15 protein-coding genes and 2 pseudogenes are annotated in these 18,120 nt (G+C 69.7%); 11 read left to right on the forward strand and 6 right to left on the reverse strand.

Annotation, left to right across the window (positions count from 1 at the left end; all coding sequences use genetic code 11):
• Positions 1–230 precede the first annotated feature (230 nt).
• The 5 genes from Pdca_RS32385 to Pdca_RS32405 all read left to right on the forward strand — a co-directional run bounded on the left by Pdca_RS32385 (position 231) and on the right by Pdca_RS32405 (position 4,404).
• Positions 231–1,733 carry an ABC transporter substrate-binding protein gene (locus Pdca_RS32385; RefSeq protein WP_085915926.1) on the forward strand — a complete coding sequence of 501 codons (1,503 nt, stop codon included), beginning with the start codon at positions 231–233 and terminating at the stop codon, positions 1,731–1,733.
• Between the two features lie 14 nt (positions 1,734–1,747).
• Entirely contained in the window at positions 1,748–2,575 is an 828-nt protein-coding gene (locus Pdca_RS32390; RefSeq protein WP_085915925.1) for a mycofactocin-coupled SDR family oxidoreductase, read from the forward strand.
• A gap of 65 nt (positions 2,576–2,640) precedes the next feature.
• Complete coding sequence (locus Pdca_RS36170) at positions 2,641–2,841, forward strand: hypothetical protein (protein ID WP_174824362.1); 201 nt, start codon at positions 2,641–2,643, stop codon at positions 2,839–2,841.
• Positions 2,842–2,851: 10 nt separating this feature from the next.
• On the forward strand, positions 2,852–3,460 hold the full coding sequence (locus tag Pdca_RS32400; RefSeq protein ID WP_197719869.1) for a DUF3887 domain-containing protein: 609 nt from the start codon (positions 2,852–2,854) through the stop codon (positions 3,458–3,460).
• A complete protein-coding gene (locus tag Pdca_RS32405; RefSeq protein ID WP_197719870.1) occupies positions 3,457–4,404 on the forward strand; it encodes a CPBP family intramembrane glutamic endopeptidase in 948 nt (315 codons plus the stop codon). The genes Pdca_RS32400 and Pdca_RS32405 overlap by 4 nt, the downstream gene beginning before the upstream one ends.
• On the opposite strand, the gene Pdca_RS32410 is transcribed toward Pdca_RS32405, so the two are convergent.
• Positions 4,401–5,549, reverse strand: a complete 1,149-nt coding sequence (locus Pdca_RS32410) for a thiolase family protein (protein ID WP_158092317.1) — start codon at positions 5,547–5,549, stop codon at positions 4,401–4,403. The two genes, Pdca_RS32405 and Pdca_RS32410, sit on opposite strands and share 4 nt — an antisense overlap.
• An 818-nt stretch (positions 5,550–6,367) precedes the next feature.
• Here Pdca_RS32410 and Pdca_RS32425 point away from each other — a divergent pair.
• Together Pdca_RS32425 and Pdca_RS32430 are read left to right on the forward strand one after the other, a co-directional pair.
• Complete coding sequence (locus tag Pdca_RS32425; RefSeq protein WP_125911554.1) at positions 6,368–7,600, forward strand: IS256 family transposase; 1,233 nt, start codon at positions 6,368–6,370, stop codon at positions 7,598–7,600.
• Positions 7,601–7,865: 265 nt separating this feature from the next.
• The gene (locus tag Pdca_RS32430) at positions 7,866–9,122 is read left to right on the forward strand and encodes an IS256 family transposase (RefSeq protein WP_125911373.1); all 1,257 of its coding nucleotides are present in this window, start codon (positions 7,866–7,868) and stop codon (positions 9,120–9,122) included.
• Positions 9,123–9,127: 5 nt separating this feature from the next.
• Here the strand turns inward: Pdca_RS32430 and Pdca_RS32435 are convergent, their stop codons facing one another.
• On the reverse strand, positions 9,128–10,126 hold the full coding sequence (locus Pdca_RS32435) for a GlxA family transcriptional regulator (protein ID WP_456300192.1): 999 nt from the start codon (positions 10,124–10,126) through the stop codon (positions 9,128–9,130).
• A gap of 65 nt (positions 10,127–10,191) precedes the next feature.
• Here Pdca_RS32435 and Pdca_RS32440 point away from each other — a divergent pair, with 65 nt between their 5' ends.
• Positions 10,192–10,503 carry a putative quinol monooxygenase gene (locus Pdca_RS32440; RefSeq protein WP_006247389.1) on the forward strand — a complete coding sequence of 104 codons (312 nt, stop codon included), beginning with the start codon at positions 10,192–10,194 and terminating at the stop codon, positions 10,501–10,503.
• 236 nt (positions 10,504–10,739) lie between these two features.
• On the opposite strand, the gene Pdca_RS32445 is transcribed toward Pdca_RS32440, so the two are convergent.
• Positions 10,740–11,972, reverse strand: coding sequence for an IS256 family transposase (locus Pdca_RS32445; RefSeq protein ID WP_125911554.1), 1,233 nt, complete (start codon positions 11,970–11,972; stop codon positions 10,740–10,742).
• A gap of 717 nt (positions 11,973–12,689) precedes the next feature.
• On the opposite strand from Pdca_RS32445, the pseudogene Pdca_RS32450 reads away from it, so the two are divergent.
• Positions 12,690–12,983: pseudogene (locus Pdca_RS32450) on the forward strand (transposase family protein); the annotation flags it as partial.
• Between the two features lie 52 nt (positions 12,984–13,035).
• Here the strand turns inward: Pdca_RS32450 and yacG are convergent.
• From yacG to Pdca_RS32465, 3 genes are read right to left on the reverse strand one after another with little or no spacing between them, the layout of a single operon-like run.
• Positions 13,036–13,431 carry a DNA gyrase inhibitor YacG gene (gene yacG, locus Pdca_RS32455; protein WP_085916920.1) on the reverse strand — a complete coding sequence of 132 codons (396 nt, stop codon included), beginning with the start codon at positions 13,429–13,431 and terminating at the stop codon, positions 13,036–13,038.
• Positions 13,428–14,291, reverse strand: coding sequence for an IS21-like element helper ATPase IstB (gene istB / locus Pdca_RS32460; RefSeq protein WP_085916919.1), 864 nt, complete (start codon positions 14,289–14,291; stop codon positions 13,428–13,430). Before istB ends, yacG begins: the two co-directional genes overlap by 4 nt.
• The gene (locus Pdca_RS32465) at positions 14,288–15,667 is read right to left on the reverse strand and encodes a Mu transposase domain-containing protein (RefSeq protein WP_085916918.1); all 1,380 of its coding nucleotides are present in this window, start codon (positions 15,665–15,667) and stop codon (positions 14,288–14,290) included. The genes istB and Pdca_RS32465 overlap by 4 nt, the downstream gene beginning before the upstream one ends.
• A gap of 148 nt (positions 15,668–15,815) precedes the next feature.
• On the opposite strand from Pdca_RS32465, the pseudogene Pdca_RS32470 reads away from it, so the two are divergent.
• Positions 15,816–16,868: pseudogene (locus Pdca_RS32470) on the forward strand (ISL3-like element ISPfr2 family transposase); the annotation flags it as partial.
• A 60-nt stretch (positions 16,869–16,928) separates the two neighbouring features.
• Positions 16,929–18,050 carry a TetR/AcrR family transcriptional regulator gene (locus tag Pdca_RS32475; RefSeq protein ID WP_158092239.1) on the forward strand — a complete coding sequence of 374 codons (1,122 nt, stop codon included), beginning with the start codon at positions 16,929–16,931 and terminating at the stop codon, positions 18,048–18,050.
• The last annotated feature ends 70 nt before the right edge of the window (positions 18,051–18,120 follow it).

Below are 18,120 nucleotides of genomic sequence, written 5' to 3' on the forward strand. Positions count from 1 at the left end.
ACACGGCCCGGATGGGCGTGGACGACCCCGGGTCCGGCACCGCCGGACCCGGGGTTCCGGCGTGCGCAGGTGCAGGTCAGCGCTCCGGCACCGGCAATCGGCACTCGGCCGCGATGGCGCGGCCCGCACGGATCATCGGCCCTTCCCAGCGCACTCTCCCGCGGATACTATCTACATAGTGGACTAGTTGTCCGATTATAGGACAGCTGAGATCTCAAAGGAGAGACTCCATGGCCCGTCGACTCACCGTCGCGCTGGCGGGCGTGACCGCCCTGCTCCTGCTCACGGCCTGTGGCAGTGCAGCGGGCGACGATCGTCCGAAGGTCTTCCGGGTCGGCTTCGGCGGCGACCCGATCACGATGCATCCGCACCTCAGCGCGCCCGCGTACAACATCTTCCTGACCCCGGTGTACGAAACCCTGATCAAGTCCACCCCGGACGGCGGGTACGAGCCCGCCCTGGCCACCGAGTGGACCCTCGCCGAGGACAGCCGCAGCCTCGCACTCACCCTCCGCCCCGGGGTGACCTTCCAGGACGGCACCCCGTTCGACGCCGAGGCGGTGCGGGCCAACCTGGAGGCCGCCGCACGCTCCGGCACCCTCACGGCCCGGAGCCTGACCACGGTGGACAGCGTCGACGTCGTCGACGACACGCACGTGGTCCTGCGGCTGAACGCGCCGGGTGGTCATCTCGTCGGTGTGCTGGCGAGCGAGGCCGGGATGATGATCAGCCCGGCACTGCTGGACGGCGACGAGGCCGCCCGCAACCCGGTCGGCACCGGCCCGTACCAGCTGACCGAGCTCACCCGCGGCCGGACCGCCTACGCCCGGTGGGACGGCTACCGCGATGCCGACACGACCGAGCTGGACGGCATCGAGATCCACGGCTTCCCGGACGACACCGCCCGGTTGAACGCACTGCGCTCCGGGCAGCTGGACGCGAGCTTCATCTTCCCGTCCCAGATCGACCAGGCCGAGCAGTCCGGCATGCGCACGACGGTCTTCGAACGCACCGTCTTCCACTCGATGCTGCTCAACACCGGCCGCTCGGAGTTCGGCGATCCGCGGGTGCGGCGCGCGATCGGACTGGCGCTGGACCGGGCGACCATGGCCCAGACCCTCTACGACGGCAACTGCAGTCCGGCGGGTCAGCCCTACCCGGAGACGCACTGGGCGCACTCCCCCGAGGTCGGCCAGCCCGAGTACGACCCGGAGCAGGCCAAGTCACTGCTCGCCGAGGCCGGCCTGCCCGACGGGTTCACGTTCACCCTGGCGGTCTCGAACATCACCACCTACCAGCGCCTCGGCGAGGCGATCCAGGGCGAGCTGGCCCGGATCGGGATCACCGTGAACCTCGACATCATGGACAACCCGTCACTGACCGCGTTGCGACAGACCGGCAACTTCGACGCCGTCGGCGGGCAGTACGAGTCCGGCCGGCCCGATCCGACGACCTTCCTGACCGACTTCTATCTGCCCGGTGGGACGTTCAACCCGGGTGACTTCACGACACCCGGCGGGGCGGAGCTGGTGGATCTCGCCCGGCAGTCCACCGACGAGGCGGACCGCACCGGCCCGGTGCGGCAGGTCGTCGCCGATGCCGCCGAGCTCGGCGCACCGGTGGTCCCGGTCTGCTTCCCCGGTTCCATCGAGGCCGATGCACCGCACGTCACGCACGGGGTGACCGTGTCGATCGTGGGCGACCACGACTTCTCCACCGTGCGGATGGACTGAGGGAGCCGAGTGGGATGACCGGACGGATCGCGGGCCGCGTCGCGCTCGTCACCGGCGCGGCCCGCGGTCAGGGCCGCAGCCATGCGGTGCGGCTGGCGGAGGAAGGTGCCGCCGTGATCGCGGTGGACATCTGCCGGCAGATCGACTCCGTGCCGTACCGGCTCGCGACGTCCGCGGATCTGGAGCGGACGGTCGACGAGGTCCGGGCGGTGGGCGGGCGGATCGTGGCGGTCGAGGCCGACGTGCGCGACCCGGTCGCGCTCGGTGCCGCGGTCGGCACGGGGGTCGAGGAGTTCGGCAGGCTGGACATCGCCTGCGCGAACGCCGGCATCCTCAGCTTCGCCGGGGCCGGTGAGATGGGGCAGACCACCTGGCAGGACGTGATCGACGTCAACCTCACCGGGGCGTGGAACACCGCGCAGGCCGCGATACCGCACCTGACCGGCGCCGGTGGTGGGTCGATCGTGCTGACCAGCTCGGCCGCCGGGTTGCGGGCCCGCCCGAACCTGGCGCACTACGTCACGGCGAAGCACGGCCTGACCGGGATGATGCGCAGCCTGGCGATCGAGCTGGCGCCCAGGATGATCCGGGTGAACTGCGTGCTGCCCACCGGCGTCGACACCGACATGGTCACCAATCCGGCGATGTGCGCCCTGTTCCGGCCGGACCTGCCCAGCCCGGGTCCCGACGACATCCGGGAGCGGTGCCGGGAGATGAACGCGATGCCGGTCCCGTGGGTCGAGGTCCGCGACGTCAGCAATGCGGTGCTGTTCCTGACCTCCGACGAGGCCCGCTACGTCACCGGCGCACTGCTCCCGGTCGATGCCGGAGCGACCCTGTAGCACCGCGCGCCCCGGGTGGGCGATCCCGGGCCTGCTGCGACGACGCCCGGTTCAGTTCGGACCGGGTGCGCCACAAGGACGCGACGAAGCGCTCCGCGCAGGAGGTCGAGCAGCTCGCGGCCGCGGCCGATCGCGGGGAGCCGGTCCGCCCGGCCGACGTCGAGCGCAACGACGCGATGCTCGCCGGAGGGCCGGGTGCGGACCTGGCGAGCCACCGTGACAGGCACCACCGACACCTGGTGGTCGGCGACGACCTGTCAGGCTAAAGTTGACAACGTGAAGGTGACGTTGACAGATGCGGTGAGCGAGCTGAGGGCTCGCTCCGACGCCCTGCTGGCGGCTCGCGTCCTGACCGCGGACGGCGATCCGGCGGGACCCATTGCGCACGCCCTCGACGTCCGGGCCGCCGCCGAGGACGTCGTGCGCGTCGTGGTGCAGGAGGCCCGGCAGGCGGGCGCGACGTGGCAGAGCATCGGCGACGTGCTCGGAGTGTCCCGGCAGGCGGCCTTCCAGCGCTACGGCAAACCGCTCGACCCCAGAACGGGAGAACCCATGAACACCGCCCCACTGCCCGGCGCCGCCGAACTGGCCGTCGCGACCATCGAGGACCTGGCCGCCGGGCGCTGGCCGCAGGTCACCGCCCGGTTCGACGCGACGATGCGCGACGGCCTGTCCGAGGACTCGCTCGCCGCCGCGTGGGCGCAGATCATCGGCCTGTCCGGCGCATTCGAGGAGCACGGGGCGCCCGAGGTCGTCCGCGCCGGGGACGTGACCGTCACCGACACCCGGCTCTGCATGGAGGCGGGCGACTACACCGCCCGGATCAGCTACCGCGACGACCGCAGCATCGCCGGTCTGTTCATCCGCCCGCAGGAGACCTCGTGAGCACCGTCCCGGCCGCCGGGCCGGTCACGCGTCCGGCCGCCGGGCGCATCGAGCGGCGCGACCTGCGGTCGATCGCCGTGTTCCTCGTGCTGGCGTTCGGGCTGGCCTGGCTCGTCGCGCTGCCGCTCTGGCTCGGTGATGGTCTCGCCGATCCCGTGTTCACCCCGACGGCGATGCTGATGATGGTGACCCCGGCGATCGCCGCCGTCGTCGTGGTGTTCCTCGTGGAGCGACCCGCACACCGGGCACGGGCACTCGGACTGTGGCCGCTGCGTCCGGTGGGAAGGCTCTTCGGCTGGATCGCGGCCGGGATCGCCGTCTGCATGGCGGTGGTCCTGGTGTCACTCCCGGTGGGCGCGCTGATCGGGGTCTATCCGGCCGACTTCACCGGCCTGTCCGGGTTCCGGCAGACGCTGGCGGACCAGGTGGGATCCGGGCAGGTACCCGGGTCGCTCGGCGTGCTCGCTGCCGTGCAGATTGCACTGATCCCGCTGGCGGCGTTCGTCGGGGTACTGCCGGCGCTCGGTGAGGAGATCGGTTGGCGGGGCTGGCTGCTGCCGAAGCTGATGCCGCTGGGGCCGGTGCCGGCGATCCTGGTCTCCGGGGTGATCTGGGGGACCTGGCACGCCCCGGTCCTGCTGCTCGGTTACAACTACCCGGACGCCCCGGGCTGGCTCGCCATCGCCGCGATGTCGGCGATGTGCGTCCTGGTCGGCGCGATCCTGGGCTGGCTGCGACTGCGGTCCGGGTCGGTGTGGCCCGCCGCCCTCGGACACTCGGCGTTCAACGCCACTGCCGGGTCGTTCCTGCTGTTCTCCCAGGCCGGTGCGACCATCGACACCACACAGGCGACGATCCTCGGCTGGAGCGGCTGGATCGTGCCCCTGGTGCTGGTCGTCGTGCTCGTCGCGACCGGCCGGTTCGCCCCCGCCCGAACCGCCTAAACAGCAGACTCGATGATCGTCGCCGTGGCCACTCCGCCGCCGCCGCACATCGTCGCGAGACCGAGCCCGCCGCCGGCATGCCGGAGAGCATGGGCGAGGTGGAGCATCTGCCGCGCTCCGGACGCCCCGAACGGGTGCCCGATGCTGATCGCACCGCCGTCGACGTTGATGCGGTCGAGATCGAAACCGAAGTGCTGCTGCCAGATCAGTACCGGAACGGCATATGCCTCATGGACCTCTGCCAGAGCGATGTCCTCGGTCCTGATTCCCGCGCGATCCAGGACCTTCTCGGTGGCGTCGACGGGCCCGTCGAAGATGATGTCGGGGTCATTGCCGACCCAGGTCGCCGACCTGATCCAGGCCAGTGGTGAGAGGCCGTCTCGCTCGCACATCTCCTCGGAGGCGAGGACGAGCGCGGCGCTTCCGTCGGACAGCTGGCTCGAGTTCGCTGCGGTGTTCACCCCATCCGGTCGATACACCGGGGAAAGCGCGCTCGCCTTGACGATGTCGGAGTCGGCGCGCACCCCCTCGTCGGACCGGAGCAGGGGTGCTCCGTCGGCCCGGACGAAGGTGGCTTCGTCGTCGAACCGGCCGGCCTTCCAGGCAGCAGCTGCTGCCTGGTGGGACCGGACCCCGTACTCGTCGCACGCTCGACGCGAGATCGCGTACCTGTCGGCGGCGCGTTCGGCGGACTCGCCCTGGTGCGGCATGTCCCATCGCTCCGTGAGGGTTGCCGGGATCGGTCGATCCAGCCCGGCCTGCGCAGTCGTGAACATGGGCACTCGCGTCAGTGACTCGACTCCGCCCACCACTACGACCGACGCGTCACCGCTCGCGATCGTCGCGGCTCCCAGGTGGGCTGCCAGGTGACTCGACGGACACTGCGCGTCCATGGTCATCGCCGGAACCTCGTGGGGGAGGCCGGCGGCGAGCCACGCGTTCCGCCCGACGTTCTGCGCCTGACCACCGGCTTGTCCGGTGGCCCCGAACAGCGCCTGATCGACTCTGCCGGCCTCGACGCCCGCGTCGGAGAGGGCAGCTCCGATCGAGACGGCGAGAAGGTCTGCGGGGTGGACGTCACGGTAGGCACGCCCCATCTTCGCGACGGGGGTTCGAGCTCCGCCGACGATGGCGACTCGGGTCATGGTCATTCCCAAACTGGTCGTGTACACGGATGCGAGGTGAAGAGCGAGCAGCGAGGTCACGCGTCGCCGGGCGACGCCCGACCAGATCCCTGACCCCGGCGTCGCCCTCCCGGGCAGCCACCCACGGTCATCATGTGAATGGCAAATAGCTATCCTAGGGAAGCACGCCAGGCTTCGACCAGCAAGCATGCTGGATCACAGAATCCTCAGAAGTTTTCCCCACGAGAGCAGCTGCGTCCCGCGCTCCGGCGCGCGCCGCATCCGTCGGGCCGCCGGCGCGTGACGCCCCGGCCTCCGAGGCTTCCCGTCGCGTCAGGAGCGACGGCTCCCAGGCCGCCATACGGGCTCTTCCCAGATGAGGGTGTAGGTCGGCCGGGCGCGTCGGTCCGCAGATAGACGTCGAGGTCTCCCGACGATGGAGGTTCCTACGCCATCCATCCGAAAGACCTCGACGTGTCCGACGCTACCCCGCCGGCCGGGTTCGGCCGCCCTGACCTGACCGCCTTCGCGGCTCATCCCAATCGACCCTGATCGGGTCTGCTGACCCCCTCGACGAGAACGCAGCGACATCACAGCCACCCAACCCCGACCGTCCGGGAAGCCGGGGCACGTCACATGGCCTGTGCTGCGGGCGTGTCGAGTGGGTCGTCCAGGGGCGACGCAGGAGCGTCGACGCGACGTGCTGAGAGGTGGTTCGGTGGCGTCCCCGTTGGTGGTGGAAGTAGCGGCCCTGTCCGGCGTGGCTGACTTCGTAGGAGGGGCCACCGCGTGAGTCTCTGCGTGTACCCGCCAAGGAACACGTAGAGAGGTGCCACGCGATGGCCCTGGACCAGTCTGCCCTGCTCGAAGTCCTCGATGCACTCAAGGTCGCCGATGTCGGTGACCGTGTCCGCACTGCCGCGGAGACGATCTATCAGGCGTTGATCGAAGCCGAGCTCACCGACACGATCGGCGCTGCGCTGCACGAACGCAGCGATGCCCGCACTGCCCAGCGCAACGGGCACCGCACCCGTACCCTGTCGACCACCGCCGGCGATTTGGAGCTGCGGATCCCCAAGCTGCGCACCGGGAGCTTCTTCCCGTCGCTGCTCGAGCGCCGACGCCGGGTCGACCGGGCGTTGTTCGCGGTGGTGATGGAGGCCTACCTGCACGGCGTCTCGACCAGGAAGGTCGACGACCTGGTCAAGGCCCTCGGCGCCGACTCCGGGATCTCCAAGTCCGAGGTCTCACGGATCTGCGCCGACCTCGACACCGAAGTCGGAGCGTTCCGCGACCGCTCGCTGGCCGAGCAGCGCTTCCCCTACGTGTTCCTCGACGCCACTTACTGCAAGGCCCGGGTGAATCACCGCGTGGTCTCTCAGGCGGTGGTGATCGCCACCGGTGTCCGCGCCGATGGCTGGCGGGAAGTTCTCGGGTTCGCCGTCGGCGACTCCGAGGACGGGGCGTTCTGGACCGCGTTTTTGCGCAGCCTCAAAGCCCGCGGCCTCGGCGGGGTGCAACTGGTGATCTCCGATGCCCACACCGGGCTCACCCAGGCCATCTCGGCGGTGCTGCTCGGCGCGGCCTGGCAGCGCTGCCGGGTGCACTTCCTGCGCAACGTCCTGGCCCAGGTCCCCAAGGGCAACGCCGAGATGGTCGCCGCCGCGATCCGCACGATCTTCGCCCAGCCCAAGGCCGACATGGTCCGCGACCAGCTCAACGTGATCGCAGGGATGCTCGGCCGCCAATCAGCGAAGGTCGAGACCATGCTGCGCGACGCCGCCCCTGACCTGCTGGCCTTCGCCGATTTCCCTGCCGCGCACTGGAAGAAGATCTGGTCGACCAACCCGCTGGAACGGCTGAACAAGGAGGTCAAACGCCGCACCGACGTGGTCGGGGTGTTCCCCAACCCCGAAGCGCTGCTGCGCCTGGCCGGCGCCGTCCTGGTCGAAGCCCACGACGAATGGCAAGCCGGTGACCGCCGCTACCTCGGCGAAGCCACCATGGCACTACTCGCCCCGCCACCGGCCGGCGACCAACCAGTGGCAGGACCCGAACTCATCACGGCATGATCTGACCTGCAGAGACCCTCGCGAGCGACTTACACCAACCGAGGGGACGTCACCGGTGGTTCCAACCGAGCGCTAGGACACCGGCTACAGGCATGGCGATAGGTCAGGAACGGCGTCGCTCCCTGCGCAGGAGGGAGCGCAGAGTAGTGGCGTCCACCAAGGTGGTGTGCGACCCGGTCCTGGTCAGGGCCGTGGCGTCGAGGTGTGGGGCGGCCACCGCGTGATCTTCTGGAGACCTTCCACAGTGCTTCAGGAGTTCCACGCGATGACCGCACCCTCCAGTATCGACCCCTCCGAGTTCCTGCACGAGCAGCTGTCCCAGGCGAGTCCCGATCTGCTGCGCCAGATGCTCACCACGTTCATCAACACACTCATGTCCGCCGATGCCGACGCAGTGTGCGGGGCAGCGTGGGGCGAGCGCAGCGAGGCCCGCACGAACATCCGCAACGGCTACCGACACCGTGACTTCGACACCCGCGCGGGCACCATCGACGTAGCGATCCCGAAGCTGCGCAACGGTTCCTACTTCCCCGACTGGTTGCTGGAACGTCGCCGCCGGGCGGAGCGGGCACTCACGACGGTGGTCGCGACCTGCTATCTGCTCGGGGTGTCGACGCGGCGGATGGAGAAGCTCGTCGAGTCCCTCGGGATCACCAGACTGTCGAAGTCGCAAGTCTCGGAGATGGCCCGAGACCTCGACGGCCAGGTCGAGCAGTTCCGGACCCGCCCGCTCGACCAGGGCCCGTACACCTTCATCGCCGCCGACGCCCTGGTCTTGAAGGTGCGTGAGGGCGGGCGGGTGGTCAACGTGCACGCTCTGCTGGCCACCGGCGTCAACGCTGACGGGCACCGGGAGATCCTCGGCCTGCAGGTCACCTCCGCCGAGGACGGAGCCGGCTGGCTCGGGTTCTTCCGAGACCTGACCGCCCGCGGCCTGTCCGGGGTCCGGCTGGTCACCAGCGACGCTCATGCCGGGCTCGTCCACGCGATCGGCGCCACCCTGCCCGGCGCTGCCTGGCAGCGCTGCAGGACGCACTACGCGGCGAACCTGATGGCCGCTACCCCCAAGTCCAGCTGGCCGTGGGTGCGGGCGCTGCTGCACTCGGTCTACGACCAGCCCGACGCCACCAGCGTTCACGCCCAGTTCGACCGGGTCCTCGACGGCGTGGCGGAGAAACTCCCGACGGTGTCCGAGCACCTCGACACCGCCCGCGCCGACGTCCTGGCCTTCACCAGCTTCCCGAAAGAGGTCTGGCGACAGATCTGGTCGAACAACCCCTCCGAGCGACTCAACCGCGAGATCCGGCGTCGCACCGACGTCGTCGGCATCTTCCCGGACCGCAACTCGCTGATCCGTCTCGTCGGCGCCGTGCTGGCCGAGCAACACGACGAATGGGCCGAGGGACGCCGCTACCTCGGCCTCGAGGTCCTCGCCCGCTCCCGCGTCACCGCAGTCCCCGGCACCGGCTCCAGCAGCGAGGAGGTGACCTCAACAGACACGATCCCGGCGCTCAGCGCCTGACAGAACTAGAAGATCACGCGGTAGTCGTCACACACCACGCCAGCGGACTTGACCCGCAGAGTCTCGGCGTTCGCGTAGCCGACCCGTCGCGCGATCTCGGCGGAGGTGAGGTCCGTGGTTGCTGAGAGGTGCCGAGCTCGTTCGATGCGAAGCCGTTGGACGAAGCCGAGCGGAGTGAGGTTGAGCGCCGCACGGACTCGTCGTTCGAGGGTGCGCCGGCTGGTGCCGAGCGACTGCGCGACGACGGCGACGTTGAACGGTTCGTCCAGGCGGACGCGCACGAAGCGTTCGAACTCGACGACGATCGGGTCCTCGTGCCGGAGATGTTCGTAGGCGACGAAGGCCACCTGCGACGGGCGCTCGTCGATGATGAGGAGCTTGGCGACATGTTGGGCCAGGTCGGGGCTGATCGATCGCACGAGTGAGAGCGCGAGGTCGATGTGGGCGAAGGCGGCGCCGGCGGTGACGAGGTTCCCGTCGACCACGACCATGGTGTCGAGATCGAGGGCGACGGTCGGATAGCGCTTCAGGAACTCCGGCCCCAGGAACCAGCTGGTCGTCGCCCGCCGATGATGCATCCGTCCGGTCTCGGCGACGGCGAACACGCCGGTGCACGCCGCGGCGATCCGGGTGGTCGCGTCGTCGAGGCGCCCGAGTGAGGCGATGACCGAACGAGCATCTCGGCTCTGGAGGGCGTCGTGGGTCGCGGCGGCCGTGAGGGTTCCAAGCGCAGGGACGACGACCACGTCGAACTCTCCGGACTCCGACAGCGGGTGGTCCACCGACAGGGTCATCGATGCCGTCGTGGTCACTCGCCGTTTCGGTCCGAGGATGGCGAGTTCGATCGGGTCGATCCGCGGGTCGACATCGCCGCGGGCTCCGTCGGCCACCCGCACGATGTCGATGACCGACGCGACCGCCGAACCGAAGCAGCCGTCGATCGCGATCAGTCCGATACGCATGGCGCGAACAATAGCAATACTGCCGTATACGCCACTCCCCACCGGCCCTCGCTCGTCATACGCTGAACTCGCCCCACGAAGAACCCCGACTTCAAGGAGAACCCCTCATGTCCACACCCGCATCACTTCCGTATGCCTTCGTCGCCAAGATCGTCGCGGCCGATGGACAGCACGACGCGCTCGCCGATCTGCTCGCTGGCGCTGTCGCACTCGCCAACGAAGAAGTAGGAACGATTGTCTGGTTCGCGGCTAGGACCCACGCCGACACCTTCTGGATCTTCGATGCATTCCCCGACGAGGCCGCTCGCGACGCCCACGCCAACGGCGCCATCGTCGCAGCCCTGATGGCCAACCAGCACCTCCTCGGCGCAGCACCCGAGATCCTGGCGGCCGACGTCCTCGCGTCCAAGCTCCCGTAGTCCGCCAACGCACGAGACGATCGCGCCCCGCCGAGCCGTCGGACCCGACCGCCTCGACACCCGCACCACGTTGACGATCCCCGACGGGCCGATCACGAGGAGGCCAGGCAACACCAGGCGCAAGCCTGGAGCGGCACTGTTTCACCGGTGGTCATCGAGAGAGCCAGGCGCGGCGCGCGCGGGGTGACGTCCCCTCGGTTGGTGTAAGTCGCTCGCGAGGGTCTCTGCAGGTCAGATCATGCCGTGATGAGTTCGGGTCCTGCCACTGGTTGGTCGCCGGCCGGTGGCGGGGCGAGTAGTGCCATGGTGGCTTCGCCGAGGTAGCGGCGGTCACCGGCTTGCCATTCGTCGTGGGCTTCGACCAGGACGGCGCCGGCCAGGCGCAGCAGCGCTTCGGGGTTGGGGAACACCCCGACCACGTCGGTGCGGCGTTTGACCTCCTTGTTCAGCCGTTCCAGCGGGTTGGTCGACCAGATCTTCTTCCAGTGCGCGGCAGGGAAATCGGCGAAGGCCAGCAGGTCAGGGGCGGCGTCGCGCAGCATGGTCTCGACCTTCGCTGATTGGCGGCCGAGCATCCCTGCGATCACGTTGAGCTGGTCGCGGACCATGTCGGCCTTGGGCTGGGCGAAGATCGTGCGGATCGCGGCGGCGACCATCTCGGCGTTGCCCTTGGGGACCTGGGCCAGGACGTTGCGCAGGAAGTGCACCCGGCAGCGCTGCCAGGCCGCGCCGAGCAGCACCGCCGAGATGGCCTGGGTGAGCCCGGTGTGGGCATCGGAGATCACCAGTTGCACCCCGCCGAGGCCGCGGGCCTTGAGGCTGCGCAAAAACGCGGTCCAGAACGCCCCGTCCTCGGAGTCGCCGACGGCGAACCCGAGAACTTCCCGCCAGCCATCGGCGCGGACACCGGTGGCGATCACCACCGCCTGAGAGACCACGCGGTGATTCACCCGGGCCTTGCAGTAAGTGGCGTCGAGGAACACGTAGGGGAAGCGCTGCTCGGCCAGCGAGCGGTCGCGGAACGCTCCGACTTCGGTGTCGAGGTCGGCGCAGATCCGTGAGACCTCGGACTTGGAGATCCCGGAGTCGGCGCCGAGGGCCTTGACCAGGTCGTCGACCTTCCTGGTCGAGACGCCGTGCAGGTAGGCCTCCATCACCACCGCGAACAACGCCCGGTCGACCCGGCGTCGGCGCTCGAGCAGCGACGGGAAGAAGCTCCCGGTGCGCAGCTTGGGGATCCGCAGCTCCAAATCGCCGGCGGTGGTCGACAGGGTACGGGTGCGGTGCCCGTTGCGCTGGGCAGTGCGGGCATCGCTGCGTTCGTGCAGCGCAGCGCCGATCGTGTCGGTGAGCTCGGCTTCGATCAACGCCTGATAGATCGTCTCCGCGGCAGTGCGGACACGGTCACCGACATCGGCGACCTTGAGTGCATCGAGGACTTCGAGCAGGGCAGACTGGTCCAGGGCCATCGCGTGGCACCTCTCTACGTGTTCCTTGGCGGGTACACGCAGAGACTCACGCGGTGGCCCCTCCTACGAAGTCAGCCACGCCGGACAGGGCCGCTACTTCCACCACCAACGGGGACGCCACCCAGCGCCGGTTCCATGGCAGCGCAACTGTGTCAACTTGCCCTCCGTCCCGCGAGGCGCCGTGGACGGGTCGTGGTTGCGATCCGTTGCCGTGACGGGAGACGCGTTGCGCGTCGCAGCGATGACGGGTCGTTGGCGTTCCGGGGCGTTGCGTTCGTGCGCGCCGCGCGTGCGGCATGGAGCATCTCGCTGCGCACACAACGATCGCTGCGCCGACGCACCGTTGACACCTCGCACGTCCAGGTCGCGACACAACGCCACGCTGCGTTGCCGAGCGGAGCGAGGCATATCGGCACACGGACAGGATGCCGGCCGCGAGCGCTCAGCCGGCGAGGGGTCCGTCGCAGAGGAGAGCGACGTCGGTGTCGGGCAGAGCCGTGAGGCCAGCGCATTGCGCGACCACCAGAACCGAACCGCCCCTGCCCTGCGTTTGCGCAGGTCAGGGGCTGTTCGCCGGAGCCGCCTGTCGGAATCGAACCGACGACCTAATCAGGCTCTTCCCAGATGAGGGTGTAGGTCGGCGCGTCGGTCCGCAGATAGACGTCGAGGTCTCCCGACGATGGAGGTTCCTACGCCATCCATCCGAAAGACCTCGACGTGTCCGACGCTACCCCGCCGGCCGGCTTCGGCCGCCCTGACCTGACCGCCTTCGCTCGACTCGACGGCCTCGGTCTGAGCGTGACCGGGCAACGACTTGAACCGGATCGTGCGGTCCTCGCGTGCCGCGTGGTGGAACCAGATCAGTCTTGCCGACGGTGCGGCAGCGAAGGCGCTGCTCGTGACACCGTGATCCGGCGGTTGGCCCACGAGCCGCTGGGCTGGCGACCGACCGTGCTGGAAGTTGTAGTGCGCCGCTACCGCTGTGCCGACTGTGCTGGCGCTCAGCGAAAATGACCAGTTCTGATCGGTGGAAGTGACCACCCTGGCGCGGCCAGAGTAGTGGTCAGGTCGGGGTCATGTGGGTCACCTCCGGGGTGCGGATGTGGGCGGCGCCGGCGGGGACGACGACGGTGATGACGGCCAGCTCGGTGCGGCAGTGCGGGCAGCGTTGGACGCCGTTCGCGGCGGGAACGGCGTGCCCGGGTGGGACGGCGTTCGGGACGGCGTCGGGAACGGCGTGGTCGCCGTTCGGGCTGGTGAGGGCATCGCGCGTGACGGCGTTCGCGGTGTTGAACGAGCCGGGAACGGCGTCCGGGACGACGTCCGGGGCGGTGTGCGGGTGGTCGCGGTGATGCGCGGCTCGACAGCGCGAGGAGCAGAACCGGCGGTTGGGGTTGCGTCGGGTCACGGTGACCTGCCGGCCGCAGGCCGGGCAGGGGTGCTCGCCCAGGATGGTCATGATCGGCCCTGCCCGGTCGGGTCGTGCTCGCCGAGCGCCAGCCGGAGTTGGTTACTGCGTTGCTGGTGGGCCCGCATCCGGTAGGAGGGCCCGTCGATGGCGACGACGATGCCCCGGTGCAGCAGCCGGTCGAGCAGCGCGGCGGCCAGCATCGGGTCGGCCAGCCGGTCACCCCAGCTGGCCACTCCGGCGTGGCTGGTCACGATCGTCGACGACTTCAGATAGCGGCGGTTGATCACCTCGAACAGGGCGGCGTTCGCGTCCGGGTCCGGCGCGGTGCGGGAGTAGGCGAACTCGTCGATCACCAGCAGCCGGGGGCCGCAGTAGAACCGCATCGCGGTGGCCCAGCGTCCTTCCAAGGCGGCCTTGCGGCAGCGTTTGGCCAGTTCGGCGGCGGTGGTGAAGTAGACCCGGTGCCCGGCATCGACCGCGGCCCGGGCGAGTGCGACCGCGAGCATCGTCTTGCCGGTGCCGGGTGGACCGACGAACAGGACGTTGCCGGCGTCGTCGAGGAAGCGCAGCGCCGCGAGCTCACGCACGAGTTTCTCGTCGACCCCGGGTTGGGCGGCGAAGTCGAACTCGTCCAGGGTCCAGGAGTGCGGCAGGCAGGCGAACCGCAACCTGCCGGCCAACCGACGGGCCTCGGCGTGGGAGACCTCGAGCCCGAGCAGCCGTTCCATCACCGCGGTGGGCGAGAGCTGCTCGGCGCGGGCGGCGTCGAGCACCCCGGTCAACGCCTCGGCGGCCGTGCCCAGCTTGAGGACCTCCAGGTGAGCGCGCAGCCGCTGATAGGTCGCCGCCTCGCTCGAGCCGTCGGGTTCAGCCTGGTTGACCGCATGGTCGGGCCGGTGGGTGTTCATGAGCTCTCCCGCCCATCCTGTCCGCTGGTCTCGCCGGTGTGGGCGCGTCCGCGCAGCGGGCGGGTGCCGGAGGCGTAGGCGTCGAAGTCGATGACGACCTGCTCGCCGCTGGCCGGGCCGGCCTGGGCGTGGCGGATCCGATCCGCTTCGGCCAGGGCGTCGGCGGTGGGTGGGCGGCGGTGCTTGCGCGGGCAGGGCGCGCGGTCGGTGAACTCGGCGAGCACCACCCGGGTCATGGCGTCGACGTGTTCGTCGAGGCGCACCAGTGCGCCGGCTCCGTCCGGGGACCGCAGGTGATGCGCCAGCGCGACACCGCGTGCGGTGGCGATGTCCAGTGCCGGGGTGCCGAGTTGGTGGCGAACGGTCACGATCTCGCCGGTGTGCCCGGGTGGGATCGAGTAGCGGTTGCCGCGGAACGCGACCAGGGCCTGCTCGGACACGGTGCGCTCGACGCTCAGCACCGCCGGCAGCGGCGCCGGTGCCGCCCGCAACGGCTCGGCCTCGGCCAGCGCGCCCACGGTCGTCTTGCCCCCGTCGGCGTCGGCGCGGCGGCGTCCGTCGAGGCGGGCGCAGATCCGGTCCAGCCCGGCCTGGGCCCCCGCGAGGGTGGTGTCGTCGGCCAGGGTGCGCCACCAGCGTTGGGCGATCACGTGCGCGCTCTTCTCCACCGCGCCCTTGCGCCAGGCGTGCCGCGGCGGGCAGATGTCGATCCCGACCCGGTAGTGCACCGCCACCGGTCCGAAGCTGACCGTGAGCCGGCCCGAGCCGGGATGACACACCGTGGACATCCGGTCGAACCGCCACCGCCGCGTCACCCCGCCGAGACGGCCGACGACCTGGTCGAGGCCTTCGATCAGGTGCGGCTGATCGAGCGACTCGGTGATCCAGCCCCGCCACCGGCTCGAGTGCGCCAGCACCCCGAGCAGCACGAACGCGCTGCCGGCGAACCCCCAGTGCGCGGGCGGGTCGGTCAGCTCCAGGTAGTCCCACTGGGTCTCGGCGCCCGGCGGATGGGCGATCACCGCCCGCTGGCTGGTCTTGCCCGACCGACACGGCTCGCAGGCCGGGCGCAGCTCCCGGGCGCGCAGCGCGCGCGTGAACGAGGGATACGAGCCCGCATAGCCCAGCGCGGTGACCTCGTCGAACAACGTGGTCGCCCACAGATGCGGGTCCGCACCGAGCCGCAGCCGGCAGTACTCGGCGAACCCCTCGAACGGATCCGGCACGCTGCGGGCCCGCTGCCCCGGCGTGTGTTCGCCGCTCAGATAGCGGCGCACGGTCACCCGTGTGACGCCCAGATGCCGGGCGATCGCGGAGATCGTCCATCCCTGCGCGCGTAGTGCTTGTGCTTCCACGTACGACTCCCATGCGAGCATCCCGAGTGGGCTCCCTCGACGACTTCCGGCCGGTTCAACCGGAGCGTCGAGGGGGCCCGCCTACTGGTGGTGGATCTCAGTCGGCGGGTCGCAAGGGTGGTCACTTCCACTGATCAGCAGTGGTCACTTTCAGATGAGCGGCGGCAACTGCGGACACGTGTGGCGCCAAGACACCAGCGCCGCGGCGGAGCCACGCGCGAAGCTCTCGCGCACCGGGTTGCGGTGGGCGCTGGAAGGGATCGTGGTCGCACACCTCACCGTCGCCCGTGTCGCCGAGGGACTCGGGGTCGCGTGGGACACCGCCAACAACGCGGTCCTGGCCGAAGGCAATCGGCTGCTGATCAACGACCCCACGCGGTTCGAGGGCGTGAAGGTCATTGGCGTCGATGAGCACGTCTGGCGCCACACCAGGCGTGGCGACAAGTACGTCACCGTGATCATCGACCTCACCCCGGTCCGCGATGGCGCCGGCCCAGCAAGGCTGCTGGACATGGTCGAGGGCCGGTCGAAGGCGGCGTTCAAGACCTGGCTCGCCGACCGCGACGACGCCTTCCGTGACGCGGTCGAGGTGGTCGCGATGGACGGCTTCACCGGGTTCAAGACCGCCGCTGCGGAGGAGATCCCGGACGCGGTCACGGTGATGGATCCCTTCCACGTCGTGCGCCTGGCCGGTGACGCCCTCGACAGGTGCCGGCGCCGGGTCCAACTCGCGATCCACGGGCACCGTGGGTTCAGGGACGACCCGCTCTACAAGTCGCGGCGCACGCTGCACACCGGCGCGGACCTGCTCACCGACAAGCAGAGCGACAGGCTACGCGCGCTGTTCGTTGATGACGCTCACGTCGAGGTCGAGGCGACCTGGGGTGTCTACCAGCGCATGATCGCCGCCTATCGCCACGAGGACCGGCAACGTGGCCGCGAGCTCATGGAGAAGCTGATCACCGACCTCAGCGCCGGCGTCCCCAAGGTGCTCACCGAGCTCACCACCCTGGGCCGGACCCTGAAGAAGCGAGCCGCCGACGTGCTCGCCTACTTCGAACGACCCGGCACCAGCAACGGGCCGACCGAGGCGCTCAACGGACGGCTCGAACACCTGCGCGGCTCCGCACTCGGGTTCCGCAACCTGACCAACTACATCGCCCGAAGCCTGCTCGAGACCGGCGGCTTCAGACCCCAACTCCTACACCCCCGATTGGGATGAGCCGCCATACGTCGCCACCGCCGCGCCGCCCGGGCGATGACGATGGCGGATACTGCAGCCGTGACCGTCGAGACCCGATCCGGGCGCCGCCCCCGCGACCGTCGCGCACACATCATTGCCGCGGCCGCCCACCGCTTCTACCTCGACGGATACCACCGTGTCTCGATGGCGGAGATCGCGGCGGACGTCGGAATCGGGCCGAGCGCGCTATACCGGCATTTCAGCAGCAAAGAATCGATGCTCCTCACCGTGCTCGACGTACTGCTCGCCGAGATGGAAGCACTCGACGGAGATCTGATCACCGAACTTGCGGGATTCGTGCTGAAGCACCGCGAATTCGGTGTGCTGTGGCAACGCGAGGTCGGGCACCTTCCGGTGGAGAACCAGCGGACCCTCCGGCATCGGGTGCGCGGTCTCGCGAAACGGGTCGGCGCCGGCATCGACGACGCGGCCGATTTGCGATCGTGGGCGACACTGTCGGTCCTGGACAGCCCCACGTATCACCACACCGACCTCGACGATCGGAGCGTCGTCGACATACTGACCACGGCGGTCGACGCCGTCTCGACCGTCGCCCTGCCCGACGACCAGTCCGTCGTCGACGACGGATCGGTGGGCCTGCAGCCGGCGTCCCGTCGAGAAGCACTGCTCATGATCGCGTGTCGCCTGTTCGCCGAGCGCGGCTACCCGTCCGTCGGCCTGATCGACATCGGCGCCGCTGCCGGAATCGCGGGAGCGAGCGTCTACAACCATTTCGCCAGCAAGCCAGAAGTACTCGCCACCGCTCTCCATCGCGGCAACGAAGCACTGTGGCTGGGCCTGCACGAGGCACTGGCCCATGCCGCGAGCGCTACCGATGCACTCGACCGTCTCGTCACCCATTATGCAAATTTTTCCGTACGCAATCCGCACATCATCGCCATCCTGGTGACCCAGACGCTCCATCTGCCCCCCGAGTACTCCGGTGGGCTTCACCGCGCCCAGCGCGACTACGTCGCCGAATGGGTCGCCCTGGTCCTGAGCAGCCGTCCCGACCTCACCGAGGCCGAAGCGGCGGTCACGGTTCACGCCGCGTTCTGTCTCATGAACAGCCTCTGCCGGATTCATGCTCTGCGGTCGCTCCCGGGTCACATCACCAACACCGCCTGCCTGGCGAAGGCGGTCCTCGGCCTGAGCCGGTGAGGGCGCGAGCGCGACGTCGTGGCTCCACCGGCGAGGCGCTCCGCACGGCCGGGAGGTGTGCCGGTGACCG

Source organism: Pseudonocardia autotrophica, assembly GCF_003945385.1.
GTDB classification, from domain to species: Bacteria; Actinomycetota; Actinomycetes; order Mycobacteriales; family Pseudonocardiaceae; genus Pseudonocardia; species Pseudonocardia autotrophica.

Coding starts and splice junctions, on each gene's coding strand:
- Pdca_RS32430 (WP_125911373.1), top strand. CDS start 7,866: ATGACCGCACCCTCCAGTATCGACCCCTCCGAGTTCCTGCACGAGCAG.
- Pdca_RS32425 (WP_125911554.1), top strand. CDS start 6,368: ATGGCCCTGGACCAGTCTGCCCTGCTCGAAGTCCTCGATGCACTCAAG.
- Pdca_RS32390 (WP_085915925.1), top strand. CDS start 1,748: ATGACCGGACGGATCGCGGGCCGCGTCGCGCTCGTCACCGGCGCGGCC.
- Pdca_RS32440 (WP_006247389.1), top strand. CDS start 10,192: ATGTCCACACCCGCATCACTTCCGTATGCCTTCGTCGCCAAGATCGTC.
- yacG (WP_085916920.1), bottom strand. CDS start 13,431: ATGACCATCCTGGGCGAGCACCCCTGCCCGGCCTGCGGCCGGCAGGTC.
- Pdca_RS32445 (WP_125911554.1), bottom strand. CDS start 11,972: ATGGCCCTGGACCAGTCTGCCCTGCTCGAAGTCCTCGATGCACTCAAG.
- Pdca_RS32465 (WP_085916918.1), bottom strand. CDS start 15,667: ATGCTCGCATGGGAGTCGTACGTGGAAGCACAAGCACTACGCGCGCAG.
- Pdca_RS32385 (WP_085915926.1), top strand. CDS start 231: ATGGCCCGTCGACTCACCGTCGCGCTGGCGGGCGTGACCGCCCTGCTC.
- istB (WP_085916919.1), bottom strand. CDS start 14,291: ATGAACACCCACCGGCCCGACCATGCGGTCAACCAGGCTGAACCCGAC.
- Pdca_RS32410 (WP_158092317.1), bottom strand. CDS start 5,549: ATGACCCGAGTCGCCATCGTCGGCGGAGCTCGAACCCCCGTCGCGAAG.